Below are 26,460 nucleotides of genomic sequence, written 5' to 3' on the forward strand. Positions count from 1 at the left end.
GAGTAGCACCGATCGGTAACTCCCGGTCCCGCAAGGCCTGTCACAGCCCCCTATGCGCGGCGAGGTGAGCCTCATGTCCGCACCAACCCCCAAACCCACCGTCACCGAACGTGAGGCCCGCCAGGTGGCGGAGGCGGCCCGCGAACAGGACTGGCGCAAGCCCAGCTTCGCCAAGGAACTGTTCCTCGGACGCTTCCGCCTCGACCTCGTCCACCCCCACCCCATGCCGGCCGACGAGGCCGTCCAGCGCGGCGAGGAGTTCCTCGCCAAGCTCCGCGACTTCATCGAGACCAAGGTCGACAGCGCCCTCATCGAACGCGAGGCCCGCATCCCCGACGAGGTGATCAACGGCCTCAAGGAACTCGGCGCCCTCGGCATGAAGATCGACACCAAGTACGGCGGCCTGGGCCTCACCCAGGTCTACTACAACAAGGCCCTCGCCCTGGCCGGCTCCGCCTCACCCGCCATCGGCGTGCTGCTCTCCGCCCACCAGTCCATCGGCGTGCCCCAGCCGCTGAAGCTGTTCGGCACGCCCGAGCAGAAGGACCGTTTCCTGCCGCGCTGCGCCCGCACCGACATCTCCGCCTTCCTCCTCACCGAGCCCGACGTCGGCTCCGACCCGGCCCGCCTGGCCGCCTCGGCCGTACCGGACGGGGACGACTACGTCCTCGACGGGGTGAAGCTGTGGACCACCAACGGAGTCGTCGCCGACCTGCTCGTCGTCATGGCCCGGGTGCCGCGCTCCGAGGGGCACAAGGGCGGCATCACCGCCTTCGTCGTGGAGACCAACTCGCCGGGCATCACCGTCGAGCACCGCAACGCCTTCATGGGCCTGCGCGGCATCGAGAACGGCGTCACCCGCTTCCACCGGGTGCGGGTGCCCGCCGCCAACCGCATCGGCCCCGAGGGCGCCGGCCTGAAGATCGCGCTCACCACCCTGAACACCGGGCGGCTCTCCCTGCCCGCGTCCTGCGTGGCGGCCGGCAAGTGGTGCCTGAAGATCGCCCGCGAGTGGTCGGCGGCGCGCGAGCAGTGGGGCAAGCCGCTCGCCCACCACGAGGCCGTCGGCGCCAAGATCTCCTTCATCGCGGCCACCACCTTCGCCCTGGAGGCCGTCACCGACCTCGCCTCCCAGATGGCCGACGAGGACCGCAACGACATCCGCATCGAGGGCGCCCTCGCCAAGCTCTTCGCCTCCGAGACGGGCTGGCGGATGGCCGACGAACTCGTCCAGATCCGCGGCGGACGAGGCTTCGAGACGGCCGAGTCGCTCCGGGCGCGCGGCGAGCGCGCGGTCCCCGCCGAACAGATCCTGCGCGACCTGCGCATCAACCGGATCTTCGAGGGCTCCACGGAGATCATGCACCTGCTGATCGCCCGCGAGGCCGTCGACGCCCACCTCACGGTCGCCGGCGCCCTCATCGACCCCGACACGTCCCTCCAGGACAAGGCGAAGGCGGGCGCGGGCGCGGGCGTCTTCTACGCCAGGTGGCTGCCGAAGCTGGTAGCCGGACAAGGTCAACTTCCCTACTCCTTCGGCGAGTTCAAACGAGAGGTCGACCTCTCCCCGCACCTGCGGTACATCGAGCGCACCTCCCGCAAACTCGCCCGCTCCACCTTCTACGGCATGTCCCGCTGGCAGGGCCGGATGGAGACCAAGCAGGGCTTCCTCGGCCGGATCGTCGACATCGGCGCGGAACTCTTCGCGATGAGCGCGGCCTGCGTACGCGCCGAGCACCTGCGCGCCCACGGCGAGCACGGCCGCGAGGCGTACCAGCTCGCCGACGCCTTCTGCCGCCAGTCCCGGCTGCGCGTGGAGGAACTCTTCGGCCGCCTGTGGAGCAATACGGACGAAATGGATCGCAAGGTGGTCAAGGGCGTCCTGTCCGGCACCTACACCTGGCTGGAGGAGGGCATCGTCGACCCCTCCGGCGACGGCCCCTGGATCGCCGACGCCACCCCCGGCCCCAGCGAGCACCCCAACATCCACCGCCCGATCGGCTGACCTCCCGGCGACAGGATGTTCCCCTCCGCGGCGCGGGAGGGGGACACCCTGCCCGGCCGGGGACGCGTTACGGCAACAATGGAGGCATGAGCGACTCTCCAGCCCCCCTCGCCGACCCGCATCTGGTGTACGACCCCGTCGCGGGTGACGGCCCGAAGGACGTGGTGATCCTCGGCTCCACCGGGTCGATCGGCACCCAGGCCATCGACCTCGTCCTGCGCAACCCCGGCCGCTTCCGGGTGACCGCGCTCTCCGCCAACGGCGGCCGCGTCGCCCTCCTCGCCGAGCAGGCCCACCTGCTGAAGGCGCGCACGGTCGCGGTCGCCCGCGAGGACGCCGTACCGGAGCTGCGCGAGGCCCTGCGGACCCGGTACGGCGCGGGCGAGCCGCTCCCCGAGATCCTCGCCGGACCCGAGGCCGCCACCCGGGTCGCCGCCTCCGACTGCCACACGGTCCTCAACGGCATCACCGGCTCGATCGGACTGGCCCCCACGCTGGCCGCCCTGGAGGCGGGCCGCACCCTCGCTCTCGCCAACAAGGAGTCGCTCATCGTGGGCGGCCCGCTGGTCAAGGCGCTCGCCAAGCCGGGCCAGATCATCCCCGTCGACTCCGAGCACGCGGCGCTCTTCCAGGCCCTCGCCTCCGGCACCCGCGCCGATGTGCGCAAGCTCGTCGTGACCGCGTCCGGCGGCCCCTTCCGCGGCCGCACCAAGGAGCAGCTGGCGCACGTCACCGTCGAGGACGCCCTCGCCCACCCGACCTGGGCCATGGGCCCGGTCATCACGATCAACTCCGCGACCCTCGTCAACAAGGGGCTGGAGGTCATCGAGGCACACCTGCTCTACGACATTCCCTTCGACCGCATTGAGGTCGTCGTGCATCCCCAGTCGTATGTTCACTCGATGGTCGAGTTCACCGACGGATCCACGATCGCCCAGGCGACGCCCCCCGACATGCGGGGGCCGATCGCCATCGGTCTGGGCTGGCCCGAGCGCGTCCCCGACGCGGCGCCCGCCTTCGACTGGAGCACCGCCTCGACGTGGGAGTTCTTCCCGCTCGACAACGAGGCGTTCCCCTCGGTGAACCTCGCCCGCCACGTCGGTGAGCTCGCGGGTACGGCCCCGGCGGTGTTCAATGCCGCCAACGAGGAGTGCGTCGAGGCCTTCCGGGCCGGCGCGCTGCCGTTCAACGGGATCATGGAGACGGTGACCCGGGTGGTCCAGGAGCACGGCACCCCGGTCTCGGGAACCTCGCTCACCGTCGCGGACGTCCTCGAAGCGGAGACCTGGGCGCGCACCCGGGCCCGGGAACTGGCGGCACAGACGGCGGAGGCCCGTGCATGACGACCTTGATGTTCATCCTCGGCATAGTGGTCTTCGCCGTCGGGCTGCTGTTCTCGATCGCGTGGCACGAGCTGGGGCACCTGTCCACCGCCAAGCTCTTCGGCATCCGCGTGCCCCAGTACATGGTCGGCTTCGGCCCGACCATGTGGTCGCGGAAGAAGGGCGAGACGGAGTACGGCATCAAGGCCATCCCGTTCGGCGGCTACATCCGCATGATCGGCATGTTCCCGCCGGGCGCCGACGGCCGGCTGGAGGCCCGCTCCACCTCGCCCTGGCGCGGCATGATCGAGGACGCCCGCGAGGCCGCGTTCGAGGAGCTCAAGCCGGGTGACGAGACCCGCCTCTTCTACACGCGCAAGCCGTGGAAGCGGGTCATCGTGATGTTCGCGGGCCCCTTCATGAACCTGATCCTCGCGGTGATCCTGTTCCTCACCGTGCTGATGGGCTTCGGCATCTCCCAGCAGACCACCGACGTCAGCTCGGTCTCGCAGTGCGTCATCTCCCAGAGCGAGAACCGCGACACCTGCGAGAAGGGCGACCCCGCCTCCCCGGCCGCGGCCGCGGGCCTGAAGGCGGGCGACCGGATCGTCGCCTTCGACGGGGTGCGCACCGACGACTGGAACGAGCTCTCCGACCTGATCCGCGCCAACCCCGGACAGCAGGTGCCGATCGTCGTCGAGCGCGGCGGCGAGGAGGTCACCCTCACCGCGAGGATCGCCACCAACCAGGTCGCCAAGAAGGACTCCAGCGGCCAGATCGTCGAGGGCGAGTACGTCACCGCCGGCTTCCTCGGCTTCAGCGCCGCCACCGGCATCGTCAAGCAGGACCTCGGCTCCTCGGTGACGTGGATGGGCGACCGCGTCGGCGACGCCGTGGACTCCCTCGCGGCCCTGCCCGCCAAGATCCCCGCCCTGTGGGACGCGGCCTTCGGCGACGGCCCGCGCGAGGCGGACTCGCCCATGGGCGTGGTCGGCGCGGCCCGGGTCGGCGGTGAGATCTTCACCCTCGACATCCCGGCCTCGCAGCAGCTCGCCATGGCCGTGATGCTGGTCGCCGGCTTCAACCTCTCGCTGTTCCTGTTCAACATGCTCCCGCTGCTGCCGCTCGACGGCGGCCATATCGCGGGCGCCCTGTGGGAGTCCCTGCGCCGCAACCTCGCCCGGGTGCTGCGCCGCCCGGACCCCGGCCCGTTCGACGTGGCCAAGCTGATGCCGGTGGCGTACGTGGTGGCCGGGATCTTCGTCTGCTTCACCCTCCTGGTACTGATCGCGGACGTCGTCAACCCGGTGAGAATCTCCTAGCCACACACCGTTCACGGGGGCCGGGCACCCTGGGGTGTCCGGCCCTTCACCATCGGGTGGGTTTACCGGGCCGGGCGTCCCTCCGCCGGGTGGTTCCGGGCGGCGGAATGCTCGTACGATCGCCGGTGCCGTAATCTCGAAGGCCGGGGCCCGCCGCTGACGGGACCGGACCTTGATCCACGACTTGGGGTTGCACAAGCAGATGACTGCGATTTCTCTCGGCATGCCGTCCGTCCCGACCAAGATCGCCGAGCGCCGTAAGAGCCGGCAGATCCAGGTCGGATCCGTGGCGGTCGGCGGGGACGCGCCGGTCTCGGTCCAGTCGATGACCACGACCCGTACGTCGGACATCGGGGCGACGCTCCAGCAGATCGCCGAGCTGACCGCCTCGGGCTGCCAGATCGTGCGCGTGGCCTGCCCCACGCAGGACGACGCCGACGCGCTGTCCACCATCGCCCGCAAGTCGCAGATCCCGGTGATCGCCGACATCCACTTCCAGCCGAAGTACGTCTTCGCGGCCATCGAGGCCGGCTGCGCCGCGGTCCGGGTCAACCCGGGCAACATCAAGCAGTTCGACGACAAGGTCAAGGAGATCGCCAAGGCGGCCAAGGAGCACGGCACCCCGATCCGCATCGGCGTGAACGCCGGCTCCCTCGACCGGCGTCTGCTCCAGAAGTACGGCAAGGCGACCCCCGAGGCGCTCGTGGAGTCGGCGCTGTGGGAGGCGTCCCTCTTCGAGGAGCACGACTTCCGGGACATCAAGATCTCGGTCAAGCACAACGACCCGGTCATCATGATCGAGGCGTACAAGCAGCTCGCCGCTCAGTGCGACTACCCCCTCCACCTCGGTGTCACCGAGGCCGGCCCCGCCTTCCAGGGCACCATCAAGTCGGCCGTCGCCTTCGGCGCCCTGCTCTCCCAGGGCATCGGCGACACCATCCGCGTCTCGCTGAGCGCGCCGCCGGCCGAGGAGGTCAAGGTCGGCATCCAGATCCTGGAGTCCCTCAACCTCAAGCAGCGTGGCCTGGAGATCGTCTCCTGCCCCTCCTGCGGCCGCGCCCAGGTCGACGTCTACAAGCTGGCCGAAGAGGTCACCGCGGGCCTGACCGGCATGGAGGTCCCGCTCCGCGTCGCCGTCATGGGCTGTGTCGTCAACGGCCCCGGCGAGGCCCGCGAGGCCGACCTCGGCGTCGCCTCCGGCAACGGCAAGGGCCAGATCTTCGTCAAGGGCGAGGTCATCAAGACGGTCCCGGAGTCCAAGATCGTCGAAACCCTCATCGAGGAGGCCATGAAGCTGGCCGAGCAGATGGAGGCGGACGGCGTGACCTCGGGCGAGCCGTCGGTGTCCGTCGCCGGCTGACCCGCGCGCACGGCCGGGAGACCGGCTCCACCGCCCCGGTGCCGTTCGGCGCCGGGGCGGCCCCGTCGGCGGGGGCGGCACTCCACAACCGCGCCAGGTACAGTGCGGAGATCAGCAGTCTTAGTGTGAGGTCCCGCCGTTGTTGACCCAGACCACCTCCCGGGTCCTCGAACCGACCGACCTGGACGCAGCGCTCGCCGTTCTGGACCGCGAGCCGGTCGTGAACGCCTTCGTCACGTCCCGCGTCCAGGTGGCCGGCCTCGACCCCTGGCGCCTGGGCGGCGAGATGTGGGGCTGGTACGAGGACGGCATGCTGACGTCCCTGTGCTACGCGGGCGCCAACCTGGTCCCCATCTGCGCCACCCCGCGAGCCGTCCGCGCCTTCGCCGACCGGGCCCGCCGGGCCGGCCGCCGCTGCTCCTCGATCGTCGGCCCCGCCGGACCCACCGCGCAGCTCTGGCGCCTGCTGGAGCCCGGCTGGGGCCCCGCCCGGGACGTGCGGTCCCACCAGCCCCTGATGGTCACCGACCGCATGCCGGAGGCGATCGCCCCCGATCCGTACGTCCGCCGGATCCGCAAGGACGAGATGGACACGATCATGCCGGCCTGCGTGGCGATGTTCACCGAGGAGGTGGGCGTCTCCCCGATGGCCGGTGACGGCGGACTCCTCTACCAGGCGCGGGTCGCCGAACTCGTCGGATCGGGCCGCTCGTTCGCGCGTCTCGACGAACACGGCAAGGTGGTCTTCAAGGCGGAGATCGGCGCCGCGACCGAACGCGCCTGCCAGATCCAGGGCGTCTGGGTGGCCCCCGAGTACCGCGGGCAGGGCCTCGCCGCCCCCGCCATGGCCGCCGTACTGCGCTACGCGCTGGCCGACGTGGCCCCGACGGTGAGCCTCTACGTCAACGACTTCAACACCGCGGCCCGCCGGACCTACCGCAGGGTGGGGTTCGAAGAGGTGGGCGCGTTCATGAGCGTCCTGTTCTGAGAACGGCCCGCGGGCCCCTGTACCCTCCCCGCATGGACCTCGTCATCGGCCCCCTGGACCTGTCAGCCCACGTGGACGAGGCCCTCGCCGTCCAGGCGGTCGCCTTCGGACTCGGCCCGGACGAGGTCGCCGTACGCCGCCAGATCGTGCTGCGCCACATGACCTACCCCGGCGCGCGGGCCCTCGGTGCCACCGAGCACGGACGGCTCGTCGGATTCGTGTACGGCATGCCCAACGACCGCGCCCACTGGTGGTCCACGGTCGTCGAGCCGTACCTGCGCGCCCGGGACAACGACCACTGGCTCGACGACTCCTTCGTCATCACCGAGCTGCACGTCCACCCCGGCCACCAGCGGCGCGGCGCCGGCCGAGCCCTGATCACCGCGATCACCGACGGCGCCGCCGAGCCCCGCTCGATCCTCTCCGCGATCGACACCGAGAGCCCGGCCCGCGACCTGTACCGCTCGCTGGGCTACACGGACCTGGCCCGCCAGGTCCTCTTCCCCAGCGCCCCCAGGCCCTACGCCGTCATGGGCGCCCCCCTGCCCCTGCGCAGGCTCTGAGGCGTTAACCGATTTCCGCCGCCCCGCACCGCCCGGCTAACCTCCTAGCCATCACCTTCACGCAGCAGGAGTACGACACCCATGGCGAACGCACCGGTCCAGCGCATGTCCCAGTTGATGGCGAAGACGCTGCGCGATGACCCGGCGGACGCCGAGGTCCTCAGCCACAAGCTCCTCGTCCGGGCGGGATACGTCCGCCGCACCGCGGCCGGCATCTGGTCCTGGCTGCCCCTCGGCAAGCGGGTCCTGGCCAACGTCGAGCGCATCGTGCGCGAGGAGATGGACGCCATCGGCGCCCAGGAGGTGCTGCTGCCCGCGCTGCTGCCGCGCGAGCCGTACGACGCCACCGGCCGCTGGGACGAGTACGGCCAGGAGCTGTTCCGGCTCAAGGACCGCAAGGGCGGCGACTACCTGCTCGGCCCCACCCACGAGGAGATCTTCACCCTGCTGGTGAAGGACCAGGCGTCCTCCTACAAGGACCTGCCGGTCATCCTCTACCAGATCCAGCACAAGTACCGCGACGAGGCCCGTCCGCGGGCCGGCATCCTGCGCGGCCGCGAGTTCCTGATGAAGGACTCCTACTCCTTCGACACCGAGGACGAGGGCCTCGCCCACTCCTACGCCCTGCACCGCCAGGCCTACCAGCGCGTCTTCGAGCGCCTCGGCCTCGACTACCGGATCTGCGCCGCCACCGCGGGCGCGATGGGCGGCTCGAAGTCCGAGGAGTTCCTGGCCCCGGCCGAGGCCGGCGAGGACACCTTCGCCGACTGCCCCAACTGCGACTTCGCGGCGAACACCGAGGCGATCGCCTACGAGCTGAAGCCCGTGGACGCCGAGGGCGTGGCCGCGCTGGAGGAGATCCCGACCCCGGACACCCCGACCATCGAGACCCTCGCCGCCCACCTCGGCGTGCAGGCCTCGGCCACCCTGAAGAACCTCCTGGTCAAGGTCGACGGTGAGATCGTCGCCGTCGGTGTCCCCGGTGACCGCGAGGTCGACCTGGGCAAGGTCGAGGCGCACTTCGCCCCGGCGGCCGTGGAGATGGTGACCGAGGAGGACTTCGCGAGCCGGCCGGACCTGGTCCGCGGCTACGTCGGTCCGCAGGGCCTGGGCGAGAAGGTGCGCTACCTCGCCGACCCGCGCGTGGCCCCGGGCACCTCCTGGATCACCGGCGCCAACAAGGAGGGCACGCACGCGAAGAACGTGGTCGCGGGCCGTGACTTCACCGTCGACGAGTACGTCGACGTCGTGGTCGTCCAGGAGGGCGACCCCTGCCCGAAGTGCGGCACCGGCCTCAGCCTGGACCGCGCCATCGAGATCGGCCACATCTTCCAGCTCGGCCGCAAGTACGCCGACGCCCTCAAGCTCGACGTGCTCGGACAGCACGGCAAGCCGGTGCGCGTGACGATGGGCTCGTACGGCATCGGTGTCTCCCGCGCGGTCGCGGCCCTGGCCGAGCAGACCGCGGACGACAAGGGCCTGTGCTGGCCCGCCGAGGTCGCCCCGGCCGACGTGCACGTGGTGGCGGCCGGCAAGGCCCTGCAGACCGAACTCGCCCTGGAGGTCTCCGGGAAGCTGGCGGCGAAGGGCCTGCGGGTCCTGTGCGACGACCGCGCCGGGGTGTCGCCGGGCGTGAAGTTCACGGACTCCGAGCTGATCGGTGTGCCGCACATCCTCGTGGCCGGCCGCCGAGCCGCCGAGGGCGTCGTGGAGCTGAAGGACCGGCGCACCGGCGAGCGCGAGGAGCTGACGGTCGAGGAGGCCATCGCCCGCCTGAGCGCCTGAGTAACCGCGCAAGGCCCCCGTCAGGGGGCCGAGCGCGCTCAGGGTTCTCACCGTGCCGGCCGCGGATCAGCCGGCTTCGGCCCCGTGGACGCAGGGCAGCAGTTCACGGGGCAGGTCCACCCGCATTCCGCAGAAGCAGCGCAACGGACCGCCCCGGGAGGCGGGAGCTCCCAGGTCGATCATCAGGATGTCGGCCACTTCTCTCAGGACCTCCCCCGCCGACGCGTCTCGGGCAACCCGGATGCTGACTTCGTCGGGGTCCCAGAGCGCGATGCTCGTGAGGCCTTCGGTCACGGCGATGTGGACGCACACAGCTGTCTCCCCAGGGATGCTCTACGGCATGAGCGGTCCGCTCCGGGAGGTCAGCGGCAGCCTGATGTTACCGATGACTGTGGGGTTCGGGAGCAGTTTCGTCATTTTCCGTAGTCACACAGGCCCCCTGCGTCACAAGCTACGGCGTGCGGTGCTGCGGACCCCCAGGGCGGTCGGACGGCGCTTATCTCAGACGATGCGACTGACCTGAAGCATTGCCTCGGCATCCTTCAGCAATGCGCGCTGGCGTGACTCCGGCAGTTGCCGGTACAGCTTCAGCAGCCGGGCCTCGCGTTCGTCCCCGCTGGGGCCGGGTATGGGACGGCCGACCGCCTCGAAGAACTCCCTCGGCGTCGTCTGCGCGCCCCAGCGCCGGAACACCTCGACCATGGCCCGCAGTTTCTCCGGGTCGATGCGCGAGGTGCCGCGGGTGCGGTTCATCCAGGCGTTGAGGGTCGGGTAGGAGATACCGGCCTCGGACGCCAGGTCCTTCTGGGTCTTGTCGCTCACTTCTGCGAGGAGACGTTCGAGGAGAGCGGCCAGATCCTCGCCTCGGTGCGGTGGGGGGTCCTGGCCGGGCTCTGCGTCCCCTGGGCGGCTCTGCTCGTTCGTCACGCCTCAGAGGATCGACCATTGATATCTACAAGTGCAAGTAGATCGCAGATCGGTTCTGGGCGGTTTTGGTGTGCGGAGGGCTCCCCGGCGGAGGAAGTGCCTCCGCGCGCCCCATCCTCCTCTGGATCTCCTCAACTTTCACTCTGTGCACGCATCTTGACACGATATACATCTACGTGAAGACTGTAGATAACTTCGGATGTGGATCGCGGCCCCCGATGGCGTGCGGGCTGCCGGCTTCTGCCACCTCATGAATCTACATCTACATGAATATTGAAGATCTGGCGTGAAGTCGCCCCTCCACGCCGTCCCCGCCACCCATGCCGAACAGGAGAACCGATCGTGTCCCAACCGGACCACGTCACCACCGCCCAGGCCGGCCCCGAACCGGAGCTGGTAGCCCGGGCCCGCACCGGCGACCGGGAGGCGTTCGCCGCGCTCTACTACGAGCACTACCGCGCCGTGTACACCTTCCTGCTGGTACGCACCCGCAACAGGCACCTCGCGGAGGACCTGACCCAGGAGGCGTTCATCCGCGCCCTGCGCCGCATCGAGGACTTCACCTGGCAGGGCACCGCCTTCACCGCCTGGCTGAAGACCATCGCCAAGAACCTCTGGCTCGACGAACTCGGCCGCGGCCGGGTCCGGTTGGAGACCCCGGTCGCCCAGTTCGACGATCTCAGGGACGCGGCTCGCGCCACGGAGCCGCGCGCCCCGCGCGAACTGGAGGCGATCGAGGCCCACGAGACGGTCCAGACCGCCCTGCACGCCCTCAACGCCCGGGAACGGCACTGCGTCGAACTGCGCTTCCTGAACGAACTGACCCCGCAGGAGACGGCCCTGGCGATGGGCCGCAGCGTCGGCGCGGTCAAGACCCTCACCTACCGGGCGCTGCAGAAGCTGCGCCGGCCCGCCGGGGCGGTGTCGGCGTGAACAGCAACCTTCCCCGCGCGGTCGGAGTGATCAGCGCGGTCCTCGACGCCGTACGGCCCGAACAGGCGGCGGCCGTCGCCTCCGCGCTGGACTCCGCGCACCTGCTGGTCGACCCCCAGCGCTCGTTAGCCGCGGTGCTGCGCCGCACCGCGGACGGCGGTTGGTCCCGCGGGCCGCGGGCCCTCACCGACCTGGAGCGCAGGGCCCTGGCCTGGGACGCCTCCTGCGCGCGGGCGCGGACCGTGGCGGACGCCATCGAGAGCCATCTGGCCGGCCACGCGGGTCCCTCCGACGTCCGGGTCGACGGCGACCGGGTCCGGGTCGTGCTCCGGGTGGACGGCCCCGCCCCCTGGGCCCGCTGGCGCGTCTACTTCGGCATCACCACGATCGGCGAGAGCACCCGCCCCCACCTGGTGGTCGGCGAGGGGGAGCGCGAGGGAGTACGGGTGACGGTGGTCGCCCACGGCGCCGCAGCACCGCCGAAGCGGGACAGCGGGGCCGGGGAACGCCGCTACCGGCTCGGCCGGGTGATGTACGACCTGACGCTCCCGCAGCGCGACGCGCACGGCGACGTCTGGTACTTCCAGGGCTGGCGGCGGCACGACGGCATGCCGCTGATGTCCCTGGACAGCCGCCCCGAGCGGTGCTCCCTGGCCAATGTGGTGGCCCACCTCGGGCCGCTGGCGCCGGTGCGCACCGTGATGCCCGCCGCCGAGGCCGCCGTCGTACCGATGCCCACCGCGCCGGCGGACCCGGCCGAGGACTCCGCGCTGCGCACCCCGGCCGGACCGGTCGGATGAGCCTCGACGCACCGGGCCGCCCCGCCACCCGAGCCGTCGCGCCGGCGGACGGGGGATCGCGGGCCTGGGAATCGAGCGCGGCCTGCGGCCAGCGCGACGCGGAACTCTGGTTCTCCCGCAGGTCGTCGTCGGCGGCCGTGGCGATCTGCGCGTCCTGCCCCGTGCTCGACGCCTGCCGGGCCGCCGTGCTGCAACGGGAACGGGGCCTGCCCCGCTGCCGCCGCCAGGGCGTCGTCGCCGGACTGACCGGCGCCCAGCGCCACGCCCTGGACCGCCTGGCCGGCCGTCAGCAGGCCCAGGACCGACGGCAGGCGCCGCCCCGGCAGCGGACGCCGGACCGCCGACCGGCACAGGACGCCGCACCGGCACGGGACACGGAACCGGCACCCGACGTCCGGCCGGTGGCCGCACGCCGGCCAGCCCCGCCCCCGGGCGGCGACCGGCCCGCGACCGTCCCCGCACAGCCCGCGCCCTGCGGAACCCGCGCCGCCTACCAGCGGCACCTGCGCCGGGGCGAGCCCGTCGACGACGCCTGCCGGGCCGCCAACGCCCGTGACGCCGGCCGCTACCGCCGTACCGGATCCACCAGGGAGCGGGCCGACGCCGCCCGCTCCCGGGACGGCCCCGCCGGACAACGCGCCCCGCACTGAACGCCGTTCGCCCACCGCCACCGGAGAACCACATGTCCCCGACCCCCTCCGACGCGCCGCCCACCGGGACGCCGGGCCTCCTGGGCCGTACGGCCGCGCTCCTGCTGCGGCCCTTCAGACGGCGGGGCCGCCCGCGCGGCCGCCTCGTCCGGGACCTGGACGACGTCCGGCGCGAACGCGACCGCTGGCAGGGCCACGCCGACTCCTACGAACGGGAGCTGTCCGGCGTCCGCCTCGAACGCGCCCACCTGCTGGCCTGGCTGGCCGCGCTGCACCCGGCGAGCGCCGTGCTCACCCCCGGCCCCGCGACCGGACCCGAGGGCGGCCACCGGCTGTCCATCGAGGCGGGCGGACGGCAGCTGACCTGGCGGCTGCACCCTGCCGACCTCGCCCTGTTCCCCCACATCCCCTACGGCCGGAGCACGGCCCTTCTCGTCGACGGACCCCAGGCCCCCGACCAGGCCGCCCACCTCCGCAGGCACACCCGTCTGCTGGCGATGGAGCAACTGCTGTTCACGGCGCCGGCCGAGCGATGGGCACCGACCCGGCCCCCGCGCCGGGACGACCCCTGAACCCGTACGCGCACCGGGCGACCCCGCCCCGCGAGACCCCGGTCGGCAGGCTCGGGAGGCAAGCCGGCCGGACCCACCACGCCCCCCTGCGAGCTCCCAGCAGGGGGGCGTGGTCACCTCCGTACGGCCCTACAGCCAGCCGGCGAACTCCAGCAGCAGCTCCGCGTCCTGCGGCCGACCCACCCGCAGCGCGCGCACACCCGACTCCACCGCGCGGAACAGCGTCCAGCCCCGCAGCCGTTCGGCGTCGACCTCCAGCGAATCCGCGAGCCGCTTCACCCGGCGCCGCGTCGTGGCCGCCCCCGACGGGGAGGCGATCAGGTCCTCCACCCGGTCGCGCACCAGCCGCGCCAGATCGAACGCGCACTCGCCGACCACCGGGTCCGGCCCCACCGCCAGCCAGGGCGCCCGCTCCCCGGCGAGCACCTTGCTCTGCCGGAACGTGCCGTGCAGCAGCCGGTGCTCGGGCGGCGCGGCCAGCAGCTCCGTCCGCGCGGCGAGCGCCGCGTCGACCAGCGCCGTCACCGCCGCGTCCGCGGACCCGGTCGCCCGCATCGCCTCGGCCTGCCGTCCGGTCCGCTCGGCCACCGTCTCGAACACCTGGTCCGCCGGCGGCTCCACCCACAGCCGCCGCAGCGTCCCGGCCGCCTCCAGCAGCGCCTTGGCCTCCGGCAACGACCGCACCGACACATCGGGATGCAGCCGCTCCAGCAGCAGAACCCCGGCCTCGTCGGCCCCCGTCTCCCGCAGCTGTACGGCGCCCAGCCCGTCCCAGTGCGCCAGCGCGGCCCGCTCGCTCTCGGGGCGGGCCCGCTCGGGCGCCAGCTTCAGCACGGCCGGCGTCCCGTCGGCCCGCCGGACCAGGACGACCAGGCTGCTGCGCCCGCCCGGCACCTGCACCCGCTCCACGGTCAACTCGCGTAGCGCCACGGCCCGCTGAGCCGTCTCGGGCAGCTTCTCCAGCCAGCCCCCGGCGTCCGGTGCCGTCTCACCGAGCGCCCTGACCAGACGCGGCGGCGGTTCGAAAGCCATACGCGAGAGTTTCCTTTCCAGTACGCGTCACGCCGTGGGCGTCGCCGATGCCGACCCGGTGGCCGCCCGCTCGGCGAGCCCAGGGAAGGCTACGCTCTCGCCGCGCCAGCGCACCGCCCGCACCGCCGCCTCGCTCAGCGCCGCGGCAGCCGCGCGCCGCCGCTCGCCCGTCGTGGCGCGCACCAGGTCCGAGTAGACCCCGGCCACGCCGTCCTCCACCGCGGCGGCCAGCCGGGCCGCCGCGGGCGAGTCCGGCACCGGGAACGGCAGCGCGTACCCGGCCTCGGCGGCCACCGGCTCCCCGCCCAGCTCCAGCACCTCCCGCACCAGGTCGTCCCGCCGCTCCCGATGGGCGTCGTAGCCGCCCCGGGCCTCGTCGCGCCGGCCCTCGCGGATCGCGCCGCCGACGACGCCGTACCCGTACACCGCCGCGTGCTCGGCGGCCAGCGCCGCCTGCAGGGCGGTCAGTTCTCCGGCCTTGGCCTTGCTCACGAGTCGGCCTCCGTCAGCAGATGGACATGGGCGGCTCCGGCGGCCGCCACCGAGGCGAGCAGCCGGGCCAGTTCACCGGGGACCCGCAGCAGCGCCTCGCTCCTGCGGTCCGCCAGCTCCTGTTCGGCCGTCGCGAGCATCGCCAGCGCGTCCTTCCCGTCGGCCGGCACCGCTGCGGGAGCCGTAGCGGCGGAGGCGGATGCGGACGGGGAGGGCTGGGCGGACCTCGCCGCCGTACCGCCGAAGGCCTCCGCGTGCCGGACCACCTCCGCGCGCAGCGGGGCCAGCCGCTCCGTCAGCGCGGGATGGGCGGCGGCCACCGCGGCGTAGCGTTCCGCGAGTTCCGCGCTGTCCCGGGCCGCACGCGCGCGTGCGCGGTCGGCGGCCGACGGGCTGCCGCCCCCGGTGCCGTCCACGTCCGGACCCGGGGAACAGCCCGTCAGCAGGGCGGCGCCTGCGGCCGCGAGGAGCAGGCTCCTTCTGCGCGGCCCCGAGGGCTCGCGCGACGGCGGGGGAAACGGCACGGCAGTCGTCCTCGGTGCTCGTACGGCAGGGGGAGGGCGGCACGCCCGTGATCACGGTACCCGTGGACCCGCCGACGGCCACTCACCGGCACCCGCCCACTACCCGATGGACGGCAACACACCTTGGGACCGGATACCCTTTGACCAGACACGCGACCCATCCCACAACAGCACACGCGGCCGAGGAGTCACCCGGATGAGCACGACCCAGAGCGAGAGGCTTCGAGAACTTCTGGAACCGCTCGTCAGCTCCCAGGGCCTGGATCTCGAAGAGATCGCCGTGGACTCCGTAGGACGCAAGCGGGTGCTGCGCGTCGTGGTCGACTCCGACACCGGTGCCGACCTGGACCGGATCGCCGATGTGAGCCGCGCGCTCTCGGCGAAGCTCGACGAGACCGACGCGATGGGCGAGGGCGCGTACGACCTTGAGGTGGGTACCCCCGGTGCGGAGCGCGAGCTCAAGGAGCGGCGGCACTACGTGCGCGCCGTCGACCGCCTGGTGAGGTTCCAGCTCGCCGAGGGCGGGGACCTGGTCGCCAGGATCCTGACCGTCGACGACGAGGGCGTCGAGCTCGAGGTCCCCGGTGTGAAGGGCCGAAAGGCGACCTCGCGCCGGCTCGGCTTCGCCGACATCGACAGGGCCCGCGTCCAGGTCGAGTTCAACCGCAAGGACAAGCAGGACGAGCAGGATCTCAAGGATCTCAAGGAAGAAGAGGAGGCGTAGCCGTGGACATCGACATGAGCGCCCTGCGGGGCTTGGTGCGGGAGAAGGAGATCTCCTTCGACCTGCTGGTCGAGGCGATCGAGTCGGCCCTCCTCATCGCCTACCACCGCACCGAGGGAAGCCGCCGTCACGCGCGCGTGGAGCTCAACCGGGAGACCGGACATGTGACCGTGTGGGCGAAGGAGGACCCCGAGGACCTGGAGGAGGGGCAGGAGCCCCGCGCCTTCGACGACACCCCGTCCGGCTTCGGCCGTATCGCCGCCACCACCGCCAAGCAGGTCATCCTGCAGCGGCTGCGCGACGCCGAGGACGACGCCACGCTCGGCGAGTACGCCGGACGTGAGGGCGACATCGTCACCGGCGTGGTCCAGCAGGGCCGCGACCCGAAGAACGTGCTCGTGGACATCGGCAAGCTGGAGGCCATCCTGCCGGTGCAGGAGCAGGTGCCCGGCGAGACCTACCCGCACGGCCTGCGGCTGCGCTCGTACGTCGTGCGCGTGGCCAAGGGCGTCCGCGGTCCGTCCGTCACCCTCTCGCGCACCCACCCGAACCTGGTGAAGAAGCTCTTCGCCCTGGAGGTGCCGGAGATCGCCGACGGTTCCGTCGAGATCGCCGCCATCGCGCGTGAGGCCGGTCACCGTACGAAGATCGCCGTCCGGTCCACCCGTTCGGGTCTGAACGCCAAGGGCGCCTGCATCGGCCCCATGGGCGGCCGGGTGCGCAACGTGATGGGCGAGCTGAACGGAGAGAAGATCGACATCGTCGACTGGTCGGACGACCCGGCCGAGATGGTCGCGAACGCGCTGTCGCCGGCCCGCGTCTCCAAGGTGGAGGTCGTGGACATGGCGGCCCGGTCCGCACGGGTCACGGTGCCCGACTACCAGCTGTCGCTGGCGATCGGCAAGGAAGGGCAGAACGCCCGGCTGGCGGCCCGGCTGACCGGCTGGCGCATCGACATCCGTCCCGACACCGAGCCGTCCGGGGAATAGATCCACCGCACCGGTGGCTTAGATCACGACAACAACCGTTCGATTCTTGCCCCAAAGGGGTGAGGTCGGTGCGGGGAGGTAGACTTAAGAGTGTCTGGCCGGACGCAAGCCCCAGCATGCCCCGAGCGCACCTGCGTGGGGTGCCGGGAGCGAGCGGCCAAGAAGGACTTGCTGCGCATCGTGGCGATCGAGGACGAGTGCGTTCCCGATCATCGCGGTACGCTGCCCGGCCGGGGTGCTTATGTGCACCCCGCCCTGGTCTGTCTCGATCAGGCGGTACGTCGTCGGGCGTTCCCCAGGGCGTTGCGTGCCCCGGGTCCGCTCGGCACCGAGGCGTTGCGCCTCTACGTCGAGCAGGCAACACCGTAAGAAGCGTCGCGCGGATCCCCGTGCGGCCCTGGTACCTCGCGAGTTGGAAGTAGGTCGAGATTGCGATGAGCACTCGATGAGTACGCGATGAGTACGCCCATGAAGTAGCGACGGTCCGGCCGCAACCCGGACCTAAAAGGAGCGAAGTGGCTAAGGTCCGGGTATACGAACTCGCCAAGGAGTTCGGGGTTGAGAGCAAGGTCGTCATGGCCAAGCTCCAAGAACTCGGTGAATTCGTCCGTTCGGCGTCTTCGACCATCGAAGCGCCCGTCGTCCGTAAGCTGACGGACGCCCTCCAGCAGGGAAGCGGTGGCGGCAAGCCCGCCTCCGCCCGTAAGGCTGCCCCGGCGAAGCCGGCAGCCCCCTCTCCGGCGCAGGCTGCCCGTCCGGCCGCCCCGCGCCCGCCGGCCCCCAAGCCGGCCGCCGCCGAGAAGCCCGCGGCTCCCGCCGCGCCGGCCGCTCCCGGCCCCCGTCCCACCCCGGGCCCGAAGCCCGCGCCGCGGCCCGCCCCGGCGTCCCCGGCTCCGACCACGCCCGAGTTCACGGCACCGCCGGCGGCTCCCGCCGCCCCGGCCGCCGCTCAGGGCCAGGGTCAGGGCCAGGGCTCCGGTACCCGTCCGGGCGCCTCGCGTCCCGGCGGTCAGGCCCCGCGTCCGGGTGCCCCGCGTCCCGCGGGCGGTCCCGGCCAGGGTGGTCAGGGCCGCGGTGACCGTGGCGACCGTCCGGGCGCTCCGCGTCCGGGTGGCCAGGCCCCGCGTCCCGGTGCCCGTCCGGCCGGTCCCCGTCCGGGCAACAACCCCTTCACCTCCGGTGGCTCCACCGGCATGGCGCGCCCGCAGGCGCCCCGTCCCGGCGGCGCCCCGCGTCCCGGCGGCCCCGGTGCTCCCGGCGGCGCTCCGCGTCCGCAGGGCCAGGGCGGTCCCCGTCCCCAGGGCGCGGCGGGCGGTCCCCGTCCGCAGGCTCCGGGCGGCGCGCGTCCGACCCCGGGCGGGATGCCCCGTCCGCAGGGCGGCCCGCGTCCCGGCGGCGGTCCCGGTGGCCCGCGTCCCAACCCCGGCATGATGCCGCAGCGTCCCGCTGCCGGCCCGCGTCCCGGCGGTGGCCCCGGCGGCCGCGGTCCGGGCGGCGCGGGTCGTCCCGGCGGCGGTGCCGGTGCCGGTCGTCCCGGTGGCGGCGGCTTCGCCGGCCGTCCCGGCGGCGGTGGCGGCGGTGCCCGTCCCGGTGGCGGCGGCGGCTTCGCCGGTCGTCCCGGTGGCGGTGGCCCCGGCGGCGGTGGCGGCGGCTTCGGTGGCGGCGGTGGCCGTCCCGGCTTCGGCGGTCGTCCCGGTGGTCCGGGTGGCCGCGGTGGCACGCAGGGCGCCTTCGGCCGTCCCGGCGGTCCCGCGCGTCGTGGCCGCAAGTCGAAGCGGCAGAGGCGCCAGGAGTACGAGGCCATGCAGGCCCCGTCGGTCGGCGGCGTGATGCTGCCTCGCGGCAACGGCGAGTCCATTCGCCTGTCGCGCGGTGCGTCCCTCACCGACTTCGCGGAGAAGATCAACGCCAACCCGGCGTCGCTCGTCGCGGTCATGATGAACCTCGGCGAGATGGTCACCGCGACCCAGTCCGTCTCCGACGAGACCCTCCAGCTCCTCGCGGGCGAGATGAACTACACGGTTCAGATCGTCAGCCCGGAGGAGGAGGACCGCGAGCTGCTCGAGTCCTTCGACATCGAGTTCGGCGAGGACGAGGGCGACGAGGACGACCTGGTCGTGCGTCCGCCGGTCGTGACCGTCATGGGTCACGTCGACCACGGTAAGACCCGACTGCTCGACGCCATCCGCAAGACGAACGTCATCGCGGGCGAGGCCGGCGGCATCACCCAGCACATCGGTGCCTACCAGGTCTCGACCCTGGTCAACGACGAGGACCGCGCGATCACCTTCATCGACACCCCGGGTCACGAGGCGTTCACCGCCATGCGTGCCCGTGGTGCCCGGTCGACGGACATCGCGATCCTGGTCGTCGCGGCCAACGACGGCGTCATGCCGCAGACGGTCGAGGCGCTCAACCACGCCAAGGCGGCCGACGTCCCGATCGTCGTCGCGGTCAACAAGATCGACGTCGAGGGCGCGGACCCGACCAAGGTGCGCGGTCAGCTGACCGAGTACGGCCTGGTGGCCGAGGAGTACGGCGGCGACACCATGTTCGTCGACATCTCCGCCAAGCAGGGTCTGCACATCGACTCGCTGCTGGAGGCCGTGGTCCTCACGGCCGACGCCTCGCTCGACCTTCGGGCCAACCCGAACCAGGACGCGCAGGGCATCTCGATCGAGTCCCGTCTCGACCGCGGCCGCGGTGCCGTGGCGACGGTCCTCGTCCAGCGAGGCACGCTGCGGGTCGGCGACACGATGGTCGTGGGCGACGCCTACGGCCGGGTGCGCGCCATGCTCGACGACAACGGCAACAACGTCGCCGAGGCCGGTCCCTCGACGCCGGTCCAGGTCCTGGGCCTGACCAACGTCCCGGGTGCGGGCGACAACTTCCTGGTGGTCGACGAGGACCGTACGGCCCGTCAGATCGCCGAGAAGCGCGCCGCCCGTGAGCGCAACGCCGCGTTCGCCAAGCGCACGCGCCGCGTGTCGCTGGAGGACCTGGACAAGGTGCTCAAGGCCGGCGAGGTCCAGCAGCTGAACCTGATCATCAAGGGTGACGCTTCCGGTTCCGTCGAGGCGCTCGAGTCGTCCCTGCTCCAGCTGGACGTCGGCGAAGAGGTCGACATCCGCGTCCTGCACCGCGGTGTCGGTGCGGTCACGGAGTCCGACATCGACCTGGCGATGGGCTCCGACGCCATCGTGATCGGCTTCAACGTCCGCGCGGCCGGCCGCGCGGCGCAGATGGCCGAGCGCGAGGGTGTGGACGTCCGGTACTACTCGGTCATCTACCAGGCGATCGAGGAGATCGAGGCGGCCCTCAAGGGCATGCTCAAGCCGGAGTACGAAGAGGTCGAGCTCGGCACGGCGGAGATCCGCGAGGTCTTCAAGTCGTCCAAGCTGGGCAACATCGCCGGTGTGCTCATCCGCTCCGGCGAGGTCAAGCGCAACACCAAGGCGCGCCTCATCCGCGACGGCAAGGTGGTCGCGGAGAGCCTCAACATCGAGGGCCTGCGTCGCTTCAAGGACGACGTCACCGAGATCCGCGAAGGCTACGAGGGCGGTATCAACCTCGGCAACTTCAACGACATCAAGGTCGACGACGTCATCGCGACGTACGAGATGCGCGAGAAGCCGCGCGCCTGACCGTCGTAGCAAGCGATCGGGGCCGGTCGGCGGGGCTATTCCCTCAGGGAATTTCCGTCGATCGGCCCCGGCCGTTGCGTGTACGGTTCCCGTATCGGTGCCCGAGTGAGGCACCCGTACCCCGAACCGGCGGGACATCCGGGCACACACATGTATGTGGGGACGCTGTCCTTCGACCTGCTCCTCGGCGACGTCCACTCGCTGAAGGAAAAACGCTCCCTCGTCCGACCGATCGTGGCCGAACTCCAGCGGAAGTACGCGGTGAGCGCGGCGGAGACGGGACATCAGAACCTCCACCGCAGGGCCGAGATCGGGCTCGCGGTGGTCTCCGGGGACACGGGACACCTCACCGACGTACTGGACCGCTGCGAGCGGCTGGTCGCCGGGCGCCCCGAGGTGGAACTGCTCTCGGTTCGACGCAGGCTCCACAGCGACGAAGACTGAAGCAAGAGATCAGCACTTTAAGGAGACGGACCAGTGGCCGACAACGCTCGGGCGAAAAGGCTGGCGGACCTCATCCGGGAGGTGGTGGCCCAGAAGCTGCAGCGCGGGATCAAGGACCCGCGGCTCGGCTCGCACGTCACCATCACCGACACCCGGGTCACGGGTGACCTGCGGGAGGCGACCGTCTTCTACACCGTGTACGGAGACGACGAGGAGCGGGCCGCGGCGGCGGCCGGACTGGAGAGCGCCAAGGGCGTGCTCCGTTCCGCGGTCGGCGCGGCGGCGGGCGTGAAGTTCACCCCCACGCTGACCTTCGTGGCCGACGCGCTGCCCGACACCGCCCGCACCATCGAGGACCTCCTCGACAAGGCCCGCCAGTCCGACGCCAAGGTGCGCGAGGTCTCGGCCGGCGCCGCCTACGCCGGTGAGGCGGACCCGTACCGCAAGCCCGGTGACGACGAGGACGACGCCGCCGAATGACGCAGAAGCAGACCACGCCCGACGGACTTGTCATCGTCGACAAGCCGTCGGGCTTCACTTCGCACGACGTGGTCGCCAAGATGCGCGGGATCGCCAGGACCCGACGCGTCGGCCACGCCGGCACCCTCGACCCCATGGCGACGGGCGTGCTCGTCCTCGGTGTCGAGAAGGCCACCAAGCTCCTCGGTCACCTCGCGCTGACCGAGAAGGAGTACCTGGGCACCGTCCGGCTCGGCCAGACGACCCTGACCGACGACGCCGAGGGCGAGATCACGGGGTCGGCCGACGCCTCGAAGGTCACCCGGGCCGCCGTCGACGCCGGGATCGCCCGGCTGACCGGCGACATCATGCAGGTGCCGTCCAAGGTGAGCGCCATCAAGATCAACGGCGTGCGCTCCTACAAGCGCGCCCGGGACGGCGAGGAGTTCGAGATCCCCGCCCGCCCGGTCACCGTCTCCTCCTTCACGGTGTACGACGTCCGGGACGCCGTCGCCGAGGACGGCACCCCCGTCCTGGACCTGGTGGTCTCCGTCGTCTGCTCCTCCGGCACCTACATCCGGGCGCTCGCCCGCGACCTCGGTGCCGGCCTGGGCGTGGGCGGCCACCTCACGGCGCTGCGCCGCACCCGGGTCGGCCCGTACAAGCTGGACGCGGCCAAGACCCTGGAGCAGCTCCAGGAGGAGCTGACCGTCATGCCGGTCGCCGAGGCCGCCACGGCCGCGTTCCCCCGCTGGGAGGTCGACGACAGACGGACGAAGCTGCTCCTCAACGGTGTCCGCCTGGAGATGCCCCAGGAGTACGCCGGCCGCGGGGCGGTGGCCGTCTTCGACCCCGAGGGCCGCTTCCTCGCCCTCGTCGAGGAGCACAAGGGCAAGGCCAAGAGCCTGGCCGTCTTCGGCTGAGGCCGGATCCGCCCGTGGAGCGGCGCGCACGGGGTCGTTCGCTGCCCGCCGCTCCACGGTCCCCCCTCGGTTCCCCCACCCCTAGGGTGTATCCAGCCGACCCCGCTTGTTCACCCTTGCGGGCGGGCGCTCGGAGTGAACCGAGGGAGCGGAAGGGGGCGCGTTCACCACGCGATCTGTCCCGCTGATCATCCCGCGCCTACCGTCGAGGACGGCTACGGAGGTACGGCGGGGAGGTTCGACCATGGCGGCCCGGGAAGGTCACGGGGCTTCCGGTGCGCGGGGGTACGCGGGCGCCGACACGGGTGCGAGCGGGGCCGCCCCGCGTGGGCCCGCTTCCGGCGGCAGGGGCGGGCGGGGGCTCGCTTCCGAGGGAACGGGCGAGTGGGGACTCGCTCCCGAGGGCACGGGCGAGTGGGGACTCGCTTCCGAGGGCAAGGAAAAGCGGGCACTCGCTCCCGATGACGCCCTGGTGCGGATCGACGATCCCGCGGGCCGACCGCGCGGCCTCGGCTTCGTGGCCGACCACCACGGCACGGTGATCACCAGCCATGAGGTGGTGGACGGCCGCTCCCGCCTGGTCCTGCGGACCGCCGTCGGCGACGAGCGCCCGGTGACCGCGGACGCGGTGACCCCCCTGCCCGAACTCGGTCTGGCGCTGGTGCGCACCACGGGGCTGCGTGCCCGCCCGCTCCCGGTGACCGTACGGGACACCGTCGAGCCCGGCCGGTACGTCAGGCTCCCGGCGGGCGGCTGGCGCGAGGCACGCGTGCTGGGCGTCACCCCGGCCGCGTACGGCGCCGCCGACCAGGGCCGCCGGATCGGCGACACCCTTGACCTGGCGATGGGCACGGCAGGCCGCGACGCCCTGCGGCCGGGTGGCGGCGCCGCCGGGGGACCGGTGCTGGACGCGGAGACGGGCGCGGTGATCGCCGTACTGGCCACGGGGGTCCGCGGCGAGCACCGGGACGGGGGGTTCGCGGTGCTGCTGCGGCCGCCCGGCGCGGCAGTCGGTTGGTCCTCGCCCGGGGTCGGTGCGCCCTTCGGCTCGCGGCCGCCCGGGGTCGGTGCGCCATCCGGTTGGTCCCCGCCCGGATCCGGCGCCCCTTCCGGGAACGCGGCCGTCTCCGGGTCCGGCCCCCTCGCCGAGGTGCTCCAGGAGAACGCGACCACGGTCCCCTGCTACGGCGCCGACCTGAACCCGGCGGCCGTGCTGGAGCTGACGGCGACCACGGTCGGCCAGGACGGCCCGCCCCTCGCGCCCGGCCCCGAACCGGTGCAACGCGCCTCCACTGCAAGGGAGTTCGAGGCATTCACGGTCTGCCCCCGGAGCGCCGTACTGGCCCTCGTCGGCGCCCCGGGAAGCGGCCGTACGACCGAGCTGGCGCTGCTGGCGGCCCGTCGGCACCGGGGTCCCGCCCCGGCTCCGGCACTCTGGCTGCGCGGCGCCGATCTGCGGGACGGCGACACCTCGGTGGCGGACGCCGTCGGCCGGGCGCTGGCCCGCGCCGCCCGGATCGTCGCCGCGTCCCGCTCGGCCGCCCCGGCGGACCTCGGCGACATCGCGCCGGAACACCTCGCCCGAGCCGTCGGCCGACCGCTGCTGCTGCTCCTCGACGGCCCCGAGGAGATGCCCCCGCTCTCGGCCCACCGGCTCCCCGAGTGGACGGCCGGAACGACCGCCTGGCTCGGGCGTACGGGAGCGAAGCTGGTGGTGGCCTGCGGGGCGGAGTACTGGGAGGAGGCGGGGGCCGGATTCCCCGGGGAGGTGCTCCACGGCGTGCCGGACGACGGCGCGCGGGGGCTGCCGGCCTGTGTGCGGCTCACCGGGCTGACCGCGCCCGAGGCCCACGAGGCCCGCGCCCGCTACGGCGTCCCCGAGGACGTGCTCGCCGCCCGGGACGCCCGCCACCCCCTCACCCTCCGGCTCCTGTCCGAGGTCCGCGCCGCCCTCCCCGACGCCCCGGACGCCCGTACCGACCGGCACGGCGTCCTCGCGGCGCACCTGGACCTGATGTGCCTGCGGGTCGCCGTGCGCCTCGCCGCCGAGAACGGCCTGCGCGGGCCCGCGGTGCGCCGGCTCGCCGCCAAGGTCGCCGGCCAGGTCCACGAGGCCGCCCGCCGCAGCCTGGGCCCGGGACAGGGCGGACTGGACCGGGAGTCCTTCGAGGCCGTCTTCCCCTGGGGCCCCGCGCCCGCCGCGCTCGGCGGAGGAACCGGCTGGGCCTCCGCCGTACTCACCGAGGGGCTCCTCGTCCCCGCCGGGCACGGCTACCGCTTCGCCCACGAGGAGTTCGCCGACTGGATCCAGGGCACCCACCTCGACCTGGACGAGGCTCTGCGCGCCCTGGTCCACCGCGACCGCGCCACCGACCCCCACCCGGTCCCCGTGCCGCATCACCGCATCGGCCCCGTCGTGGAGGCCCTCCTCGTCCTCGCCCGCCACCGCGGACCCCTCCGACTGGCGCTGCGGCTCCAGGAGTTGGCCGACGCCCTGGACGCCGACCCGCGCTCCTGGTGGGCCGCCCGCCTCCTCGCCCTCACTCTGCTGAGAGTGCCCGACGCCACCCCGTACACCGACGTACTGCGGCTGCTCGCCGACCGGATCGTCTCCTGGCGGCGCCAACAGCGGCCCGTACCCGACGAGTTCGGCCCCGGCTTCTGGACCGAGGTCCCGGTGCCGGACGACACCCGCCTCGACCTGCTCCACCGGCTCGTCCTGGCGGACACCCGGACCGGACCCCGCTACCTCGACGCCGTGGCGGAGCTGCTCACCGCCGACGCCGGCGCCGGAGCCGTACAGCGCCAACTCGTCCACTGGTTCCACGACGACCGCCCGCTGCCCGCGACCCCGCACGCCACCGTCGCACGGGCCGCGCAGGCGCTGCTGCACACCCACCGGCACGGTGCCCTGGACGACCTCACCGAGACCCTCGTCGAGGCCGCGCACGCCCGCGCCGACGAACTCCTCGCCGTGCTCGCCGAGGAGGAGCCCTCCGCGCTCTGCCGGGCCGTCGACCGATGGGCGCACGACGAGCGGCCCGCACGCCGGGTCGCGGCCATGGCCTACGGACTGAGGGTCGCGCCCCTGGTCCGCACCGACGCCGACCGCGCACTCCTGCGCCACGCCGCCCTCGCACTCCTCGCCCACCCCGCCGACACCACCCTGCACGGCGGCGCGCTCGCCCTCCTCGTCCGCGACCCGCACACCCGGGCCCGCCATCTCCCGCCCGCCCTGCGGCACTTCGCCGCAGCAGACCCGCAGTTCCCGCCCAGCGCCCTGGCCGGCGCCCTGACCACCCACCCCGAACCGGTCCTCGACGCCTTCCGGGAACGACTGCGCCGGCCGGGAGCCGGGCCCGCGCTGCGGGTTCTGGCCGATGTGACCACCCCGTCGCTGGCCCGCCGGGTCGCCGCCCTCGTCCAGGAGGCGGTGGAGCGACGGCCGGAGACCGCCGGCGACGTCGCCGCGTACGTCCATCGCCGCCTGGAACACGGACCGGTCGCCCGCGCCGTACTGTTCCCGCTGGTCACAGGGCTGCTGGACGGCGGGCCCGAGCAGGTGCGGGCCGCGCTCGCCGGTGTCCTCGCGGTCCCCGGCACGCCCGGCTCGCGGCCCCTGCGCCATGAACTCCTGGAGTTCCTCCTGGCCCGTGAGCGCGATCCCGCCGTCCTGGACGCGGTCCTGCACGCGGCCGCGCAGCAGGACGGCGAGGGCCTGCGCGAGCTGGTCCACCGCACCGGGCTCCTGCTGGCCCGCACCCCGTACGGCGCGACCGTCTTCGACCGCGGCCTCGTCGACCTGGGACGTCATGTCCCGGGCTTCGCCGCCCGGGTGGCGGGCTGGCTCGCCGACGCGCCCCAGGACTGGGCGGTCGTGGTCGGTCCCGGCACCCGCCGCGCGATCGGGAACCTGGCGGGCGTCTCGGTCCCCGTGTGACCGGATCGTGTTACGTGCGAACCGTCACAGCCCCCATGCCGATGCGGGGCGGGAGCACCCGG

At 72.8% G+C, this 26,460-nt stretch carries 24 protein-coding genes; 19 read left to right on the forward strand and 5 right to left on the reverse strand.

What is annotated here, in order from left to right; genetic code table 11:
- Nucleotides 1-73: 73 nt before the first annotated feature.
- The 7 genes from ABT296_RS11020 (at nucleotide 74) to ABT296_RS11050 (ending at nucleotide 9,345) form a co-directional block, all read left to right on the forward strand.
- Nucleotides 74-2,005 carry an acyl-CoA dehydrogenase family protein gene (locus ABT296_RS11020; protein WP_351925586.1) on the forward strand — a complete coding sequence of 644 codons (1,932 nt, stop codon included), beginning with the start codon at nucleotides 74-76 and terminating at the stop codon, nucleotides 2,003-2,005.
- Between the two features lie 86 nt (nucleotides 2,006-2,091).
- Nucleotides 2,092-3,348, forward strand: coding sequence for a 1-deoxy-D-xylulose-5-phosphate reductoisomerase (dxr, locus tag ABT296_RS11025; RefSeq protein WP_351925588.1), 1,257 nt, complete (start codon nucleotides 2,092-2,094; stop codon nucleotides 3,346-3,348).
- Entirely contained in the window at nucleotides 3,345-4,649 is a 1,305-nt protein-coding gene (locus ABT296_RS11030) for a M50 family metallopeptidase (protein WP_502977225.1), read from the forward strand. The genes dxr and ABT296_RS11030 overlap by 4 nt, the downstream gene beginning before the upstream one ends.
- 202 nt (nucleotides 4,650-4,851) lie before the next feature.
- Nucleotides 4,852-6,009 carry a flavodoxin-dependent (E)-4-hydroxy-3-methylbut-2-enyl-diphosphate synthase gene (gene ispG / locus ABT296_RS11035; protein ID WP_351925590.1) on the forward strand — a complete coding sequence of 386 codons (1,158 nt, stop codon included), beginning with the start codon at nucleotides 4,852-4,854 and terminating at the stop codon, nucleotides 6,007-6,009.
- A 139-nt stretch (nucleotides 6,010-6,148) separates the two neighbouring features.
- Entirely contained in the window at nucleotides 6,149-6,997 is an 849-nt protein-coding gene (locus ABT296_RS11040) for a GNAT family N-acetyltransferase (RefSeq protein WP_351925592.1), read from the forward strand.
- 32 nt (nucleotides 6,998-7,029) lie between these two features.
- Entirely contained in the window at nucleotides 7,030-7,560 is a 531-nt protein-coding gene (locus tag ABT296_RS11045; protein WP_351925594.1) for a GNAT family N-acetyltransferase, read from the forward strand.
- An 81-nt stretch (nucleotides 7,561-7,641) separates the two neighbouring features.
- Nucleotides 7,642-9,345: a proline--tRNA ligase gene (locus tag ABT296_RS11050; RefSeq protein WP_351925596.1), complete on the forward strand. Its 1,704-nt coding sequence runs from the start codon at nucleotides 7,642-7,644 to the stop codon at nucleotides 9,343-9,345.
- Nucleotides 9,346-9,411: 66 nt separating this feature from the next.
- Here ABT296_RS11050 and ABT296_RS11055 read toward each other — a convergent pair whose 3' ends face one another.
- Both ABT296_RS11055 and ABT296_RS11060 read right to left on the reverse strand, forming a co-directional pair.
- Nucleotides 9,412-9,657, reverse strand: a complete 246-nt coding sequence (locus tag ABT296_RS11055; protein ID WP_351925598.1) for a hypothetical protein — start codon at nucleotides 9,655-9,657, stop codon at nucleotides 9,412-9,414.
- Between the two features lie 189 nt (nucleotides 9,658-9,846).
- A complete protein-coding gene (locus tag ABT296_RS11060; protein ID WP_351925600.1) occupies nucleotides 9,847-10,167 on the reverse strand; it encodes a helix-turn-helix domain-containing protein in 321 nt (106 codons plus the stop codon).
- A 447-nt stretch (nucleotides 10,168-10,614) separates the two neighbouring features.
- On the opposite strand from ABT296_RS11060, the gene ABT296_RS11065 reads away from it, so the two are divergent.
- From ABT296_RS11065 to ABT296_RS11080, 4 genes are read left to right on the forward strand one after another with little or no spacing between them, the layout of a single operon-like run.
- A complete protein-coding gene (locus tag ABT296_RS11065) occupies nucleotides 10,615-11,205 on the forward strand; it encodes an RNA polymerase sigma factor (protein WP_351925602.1) in 591 nt (196 codons plus the stop codon).
- Nucleotides 11,202-12,005 (forward strand): BN159_2729 family protein, encoded by an 804-nt coding sequence (locus tag ABT296_RS11070; protein WP_351925604.1) that lies wholly within the window; start codon nucleotides 11,202-11,204, stop codon nucleotides 12,003-12,005. The genes ABT296_RS11065 and ABT296_RS11070 overlap by 4 nt, the downstream gene beginning before the upstream one ends.
- On the forward strand, nucleotides 12,002-12,655 hold the full coding sequence (locus ABT296_RS11075) for a WhiB family transcriptional regulator (protein WP_351925606.1): 654 nt from the start codon (nucleotides 12,002-12,004) through the stop codon (nucleotides 12,653-12,655). The genes ABT296_RS11070 and ABT296_RS11075 overlap by 4 nt, the downstream gene beginning before the upstream one ends.
- 32 nt (nucleotides 12,656-12,687) lie before the next feature.
- Nucleotides 12,688-13,227: a hypothetical protein gene (locus ABT296_RS11080; protein WP_351925608.1), complete on the forward strand. Its 540-nt coding sequence runs from the start codon at nucleotides 12,688-12,690 to the stop codon at nucleotides 13,225-13,227.
- 129 nt (nucleotides 13,228-13,356) lie between these two features.
- Here the strand turns inward: ABT296_RS11080 and ABT296_RS11085 are convergent, their stop codons facing one another.
- Genes ABT296_RS11085 through ABT296_RS11095 form a run of 3 tightly spaced genes read right to left on the reverse strand, consistent with a single transcriptional unit; the run spans nucleotide 13,357 to nucleotide 15,275 of the window.
- Complete coding sequence (locus tag ABT296_RS11085; RefSeq protein ID WP_351925610.1) at nucleotides 13,357-14,259, reverse strand: aminoglycoside phosphotransferase family protein; 903 nt, start codon at nucleotides 14,257-14,259, stop codon at nucleotides 13,357-13,359.
- Between the two features lie 27 nt (nucleotides 14,260-14,286).
- Nucleotides 14,287-14,751 carry a ferritin-like domain-containing protein gene (locus ABT296_RS11090; protein WP_351925612.1) on the reverse strand — a complete coding sequence of 155 codons (465 nt, stop codon included), beginning with the start codon at nucleotides 14,749-14,751 and terminating at the stop codon, nucleotides 14,287-14,289.
- Nucleotides 14,748-15,275: a hypothetical protein gene (locus tag ABT296_RS11095; RefSeq protein ID WP_351925614.1), complete on the reverse strand. Its 528-nt coding sequence runs from the start codon at nucleotides 15,273-15,275 to the stop codon at nucleotides 14,748-14,750. Before ABT296_RS11095 ends, ABT296_RS11090 begins: the two co-directional genes overlap by 4 nt.
- Before the next feature lie 196 nt (nucleotides 15,276-15,471).
- Here ABT296_RS11095 and rimP point away from each other — a divergent pair, with 196 nt between their 5' ends.
- The 8 genes from rimP (at nucleotide 15,472) to ABT296_RS11135 (ending at nucleotide 26,398) form a co-directional block, all read left to right on the forward strand.
- Nucleotides 15,472-15,999, forward strand: coding sequence for a ribosome maturation factor RimP (rimP, locus tag ABT296_RS11100; protein ID WP_351925616.1), 528 nt, complete (start codon nucleotides 15,472-15,474; stop codon nucleotides 15,997-15,999).
- A gap of 2 nt (nucleotides 16,000-16,001) precedes the next feature.
- Complete coding sequence (nusA, locus tag ABT296_RS11105) at nucleotides 16,002-16,988, forward strand: transcription termination factor NusA (protein WP_351925618.1); 987 nt, start codon at nucleotides 16,002-16,004, stop codon at nucleotides 16,986-16,988.
- 90 nt (nucleotides 16,989-17,078) lie between these two features.
- Nucleotides 17,079-17,357, forward strand: coding sequence for a YlxR family protein (locus ABT296_RS11110; protein WP_351925620.1), 279 nt, complete (start codon nucleotides 17,079-17,081; stop codon nucleotides 17,355-17,357).
- Nucleotides 17,358-17,503: 146 nt separating this feature from the next.
- Nucleotides 17,504-20,632, forward strand: a complete 3,129-nt coding sequence (gene infB, locus ABT296_RS11115) for a translation initiation factor IF-2 (protein WP_351925622.1) — start codon at nucleotides 17,504-17,506, stop codon at nucleotides 20,630-20,632.
- 150 nt (nucleotides 20,633-20,782) lie between these two features.
- Nucleotides 20,783-21,076, forward strand: coding sequence for a DUF503 domain-containing protein (locus ABT296_RS11120; RefSeq protein ID WP_261719582.1), 294 nt, complete (start codon nucleotides 20,783-20,785; stop codon nucleotides 21,074-21,076).
- Nucleotides 21,077-21,109: 33 nt separating this feature from the next.
- On the forward strand, nucleotides 21,110-21,556 hold the full coding sequence (rbfA, locus tag ABT296_RS11125; RefSeq protein WP_351925625.1) for a 30S ribosome-binding factor RbfA: 447 nt from the start codon (nucleotides 21,110-21,112) through the stop codon (nucleotides 21,554-21,556).
- Complete coding sequence (gene truB, locus ABT296_RS11130; RefSeq protein WP_351925627.1) at nucleotides 21,553-22,458, forward strand: tRNA pseudouridine(55) synthase TruB; 906 nt, start codon at nucleotides 21,553-21,555, stop codon at nucleotides 22,456-22,458. Before rbfA ends, truB begins: the two co-directional genes overlap by 4 nt.
- 472 nt (nucleotides 22,459-22,930) lie before the next feature.
- Nucleotides 22,931-26,398, forward strand: a complete 3,468-nt coding sequence (locus ABT296_RS11135; RefSeq protein ID WP_351925629.1) for a trypsin-like peptidase domain-containing protein — start codon at nucleotides 22,931-22,933, stop codon at nucleotides 26,396-26,398.
- Nucleotides 26,399-26,460: the final 62 nt, after the last annotated feature.

Source organism: Streptomyces sp. NPDC000983 (assembly GCF_040299205.1).
Classification (GTDB): domain Bacteria; phylum Actinomycetota; class Actinomycetes; order Streptomycetales; family Streptomycetaceae; genus Streptomyces.

Bases quoted from the DNA above. Each gene is read 5' to 3' on its own strand.
- ABT296_RS11045 (WP_351925594.1), top strand. From the start codon at position 7,030: ATGGACCTCGTCATCGGCCCCCTGGACCTGTCAGCCCACGTGGACGAG.
- dxr (WP_351925588.1), top strand. From the start codon at position 2,092: ATGAGCGACTCTCCAGCCCCCCTCGCCGACCCGCATCTGGTGTACGAC.
- ABT296_RS11085 (WP_351925610.1), bottom strand. From the start codon at position 14,259: ATGGCTTTCGAACCGCCGCCGCGTCTGGTCAGGGCGCTCGGTGAGACG.
- ispG (WP_351925590.1), top strand. From the start codon at position 4,852: ATGACTGCGATTTCTCTCGGCATGCCGTCCGTCCCGACCAAGATCGCC.
- ABT296_RS11030 (WP_502977225.1), top strand. From the start codon at position 3,345: ATGACGACCTTGATGTTCATCCTCGGCATAGTGGTCTTCGCCGTCGGG.
- ABT296_RS11080 (WP_351925608.1), top strand. From the start codon at position 12,688: ATGTCCCCGACCCCCTCCGACGCGCCGCCCACCGGGACGCCGGGCCTC.
- ABT296_RS11020 (WP_351925586.1), top strand. From the start codon at position 74: ATGTCCGCACCAACCCCCAAACCCACCGTCACCGAACGTGAGGCCCGC.
- ABT296_RS11075 (WP_351925606.1), top strand. From the start codon at position 12,002: ATGAGCCTCGACGCACCGGGCCGCCCCGCCACCCGAGCCGTCGCGCCG.
- ABT296_RS11050 (WP_351925596.1), top strand. From the start codon at position 7,642: ATGGCGAACGCACCGGTCCAGCGCATGTCCCAGTTGATGGCGAAGACG.
- truB (WP_351925627.1), top strand. From the start codon at position 21,553: ATGACGCAGAAGCAGACCACGCCCGACGGACTTGTCATCGTCGACAAG.
- rimP (WP_351925616.1), top strand. From the start codon at position 15,472: ATGAGCACGACCCAGAGCGAGAGGCTTCGAGAACTTCTGGAACCGCTC.
- ABT296_RS11120 (WP_261719582.1), top strand. From the start codon at position 20,783: ATGTATGTGGGGACGCTGTCCTTCGACCTGCTCCTCGGCGACGTCCAC.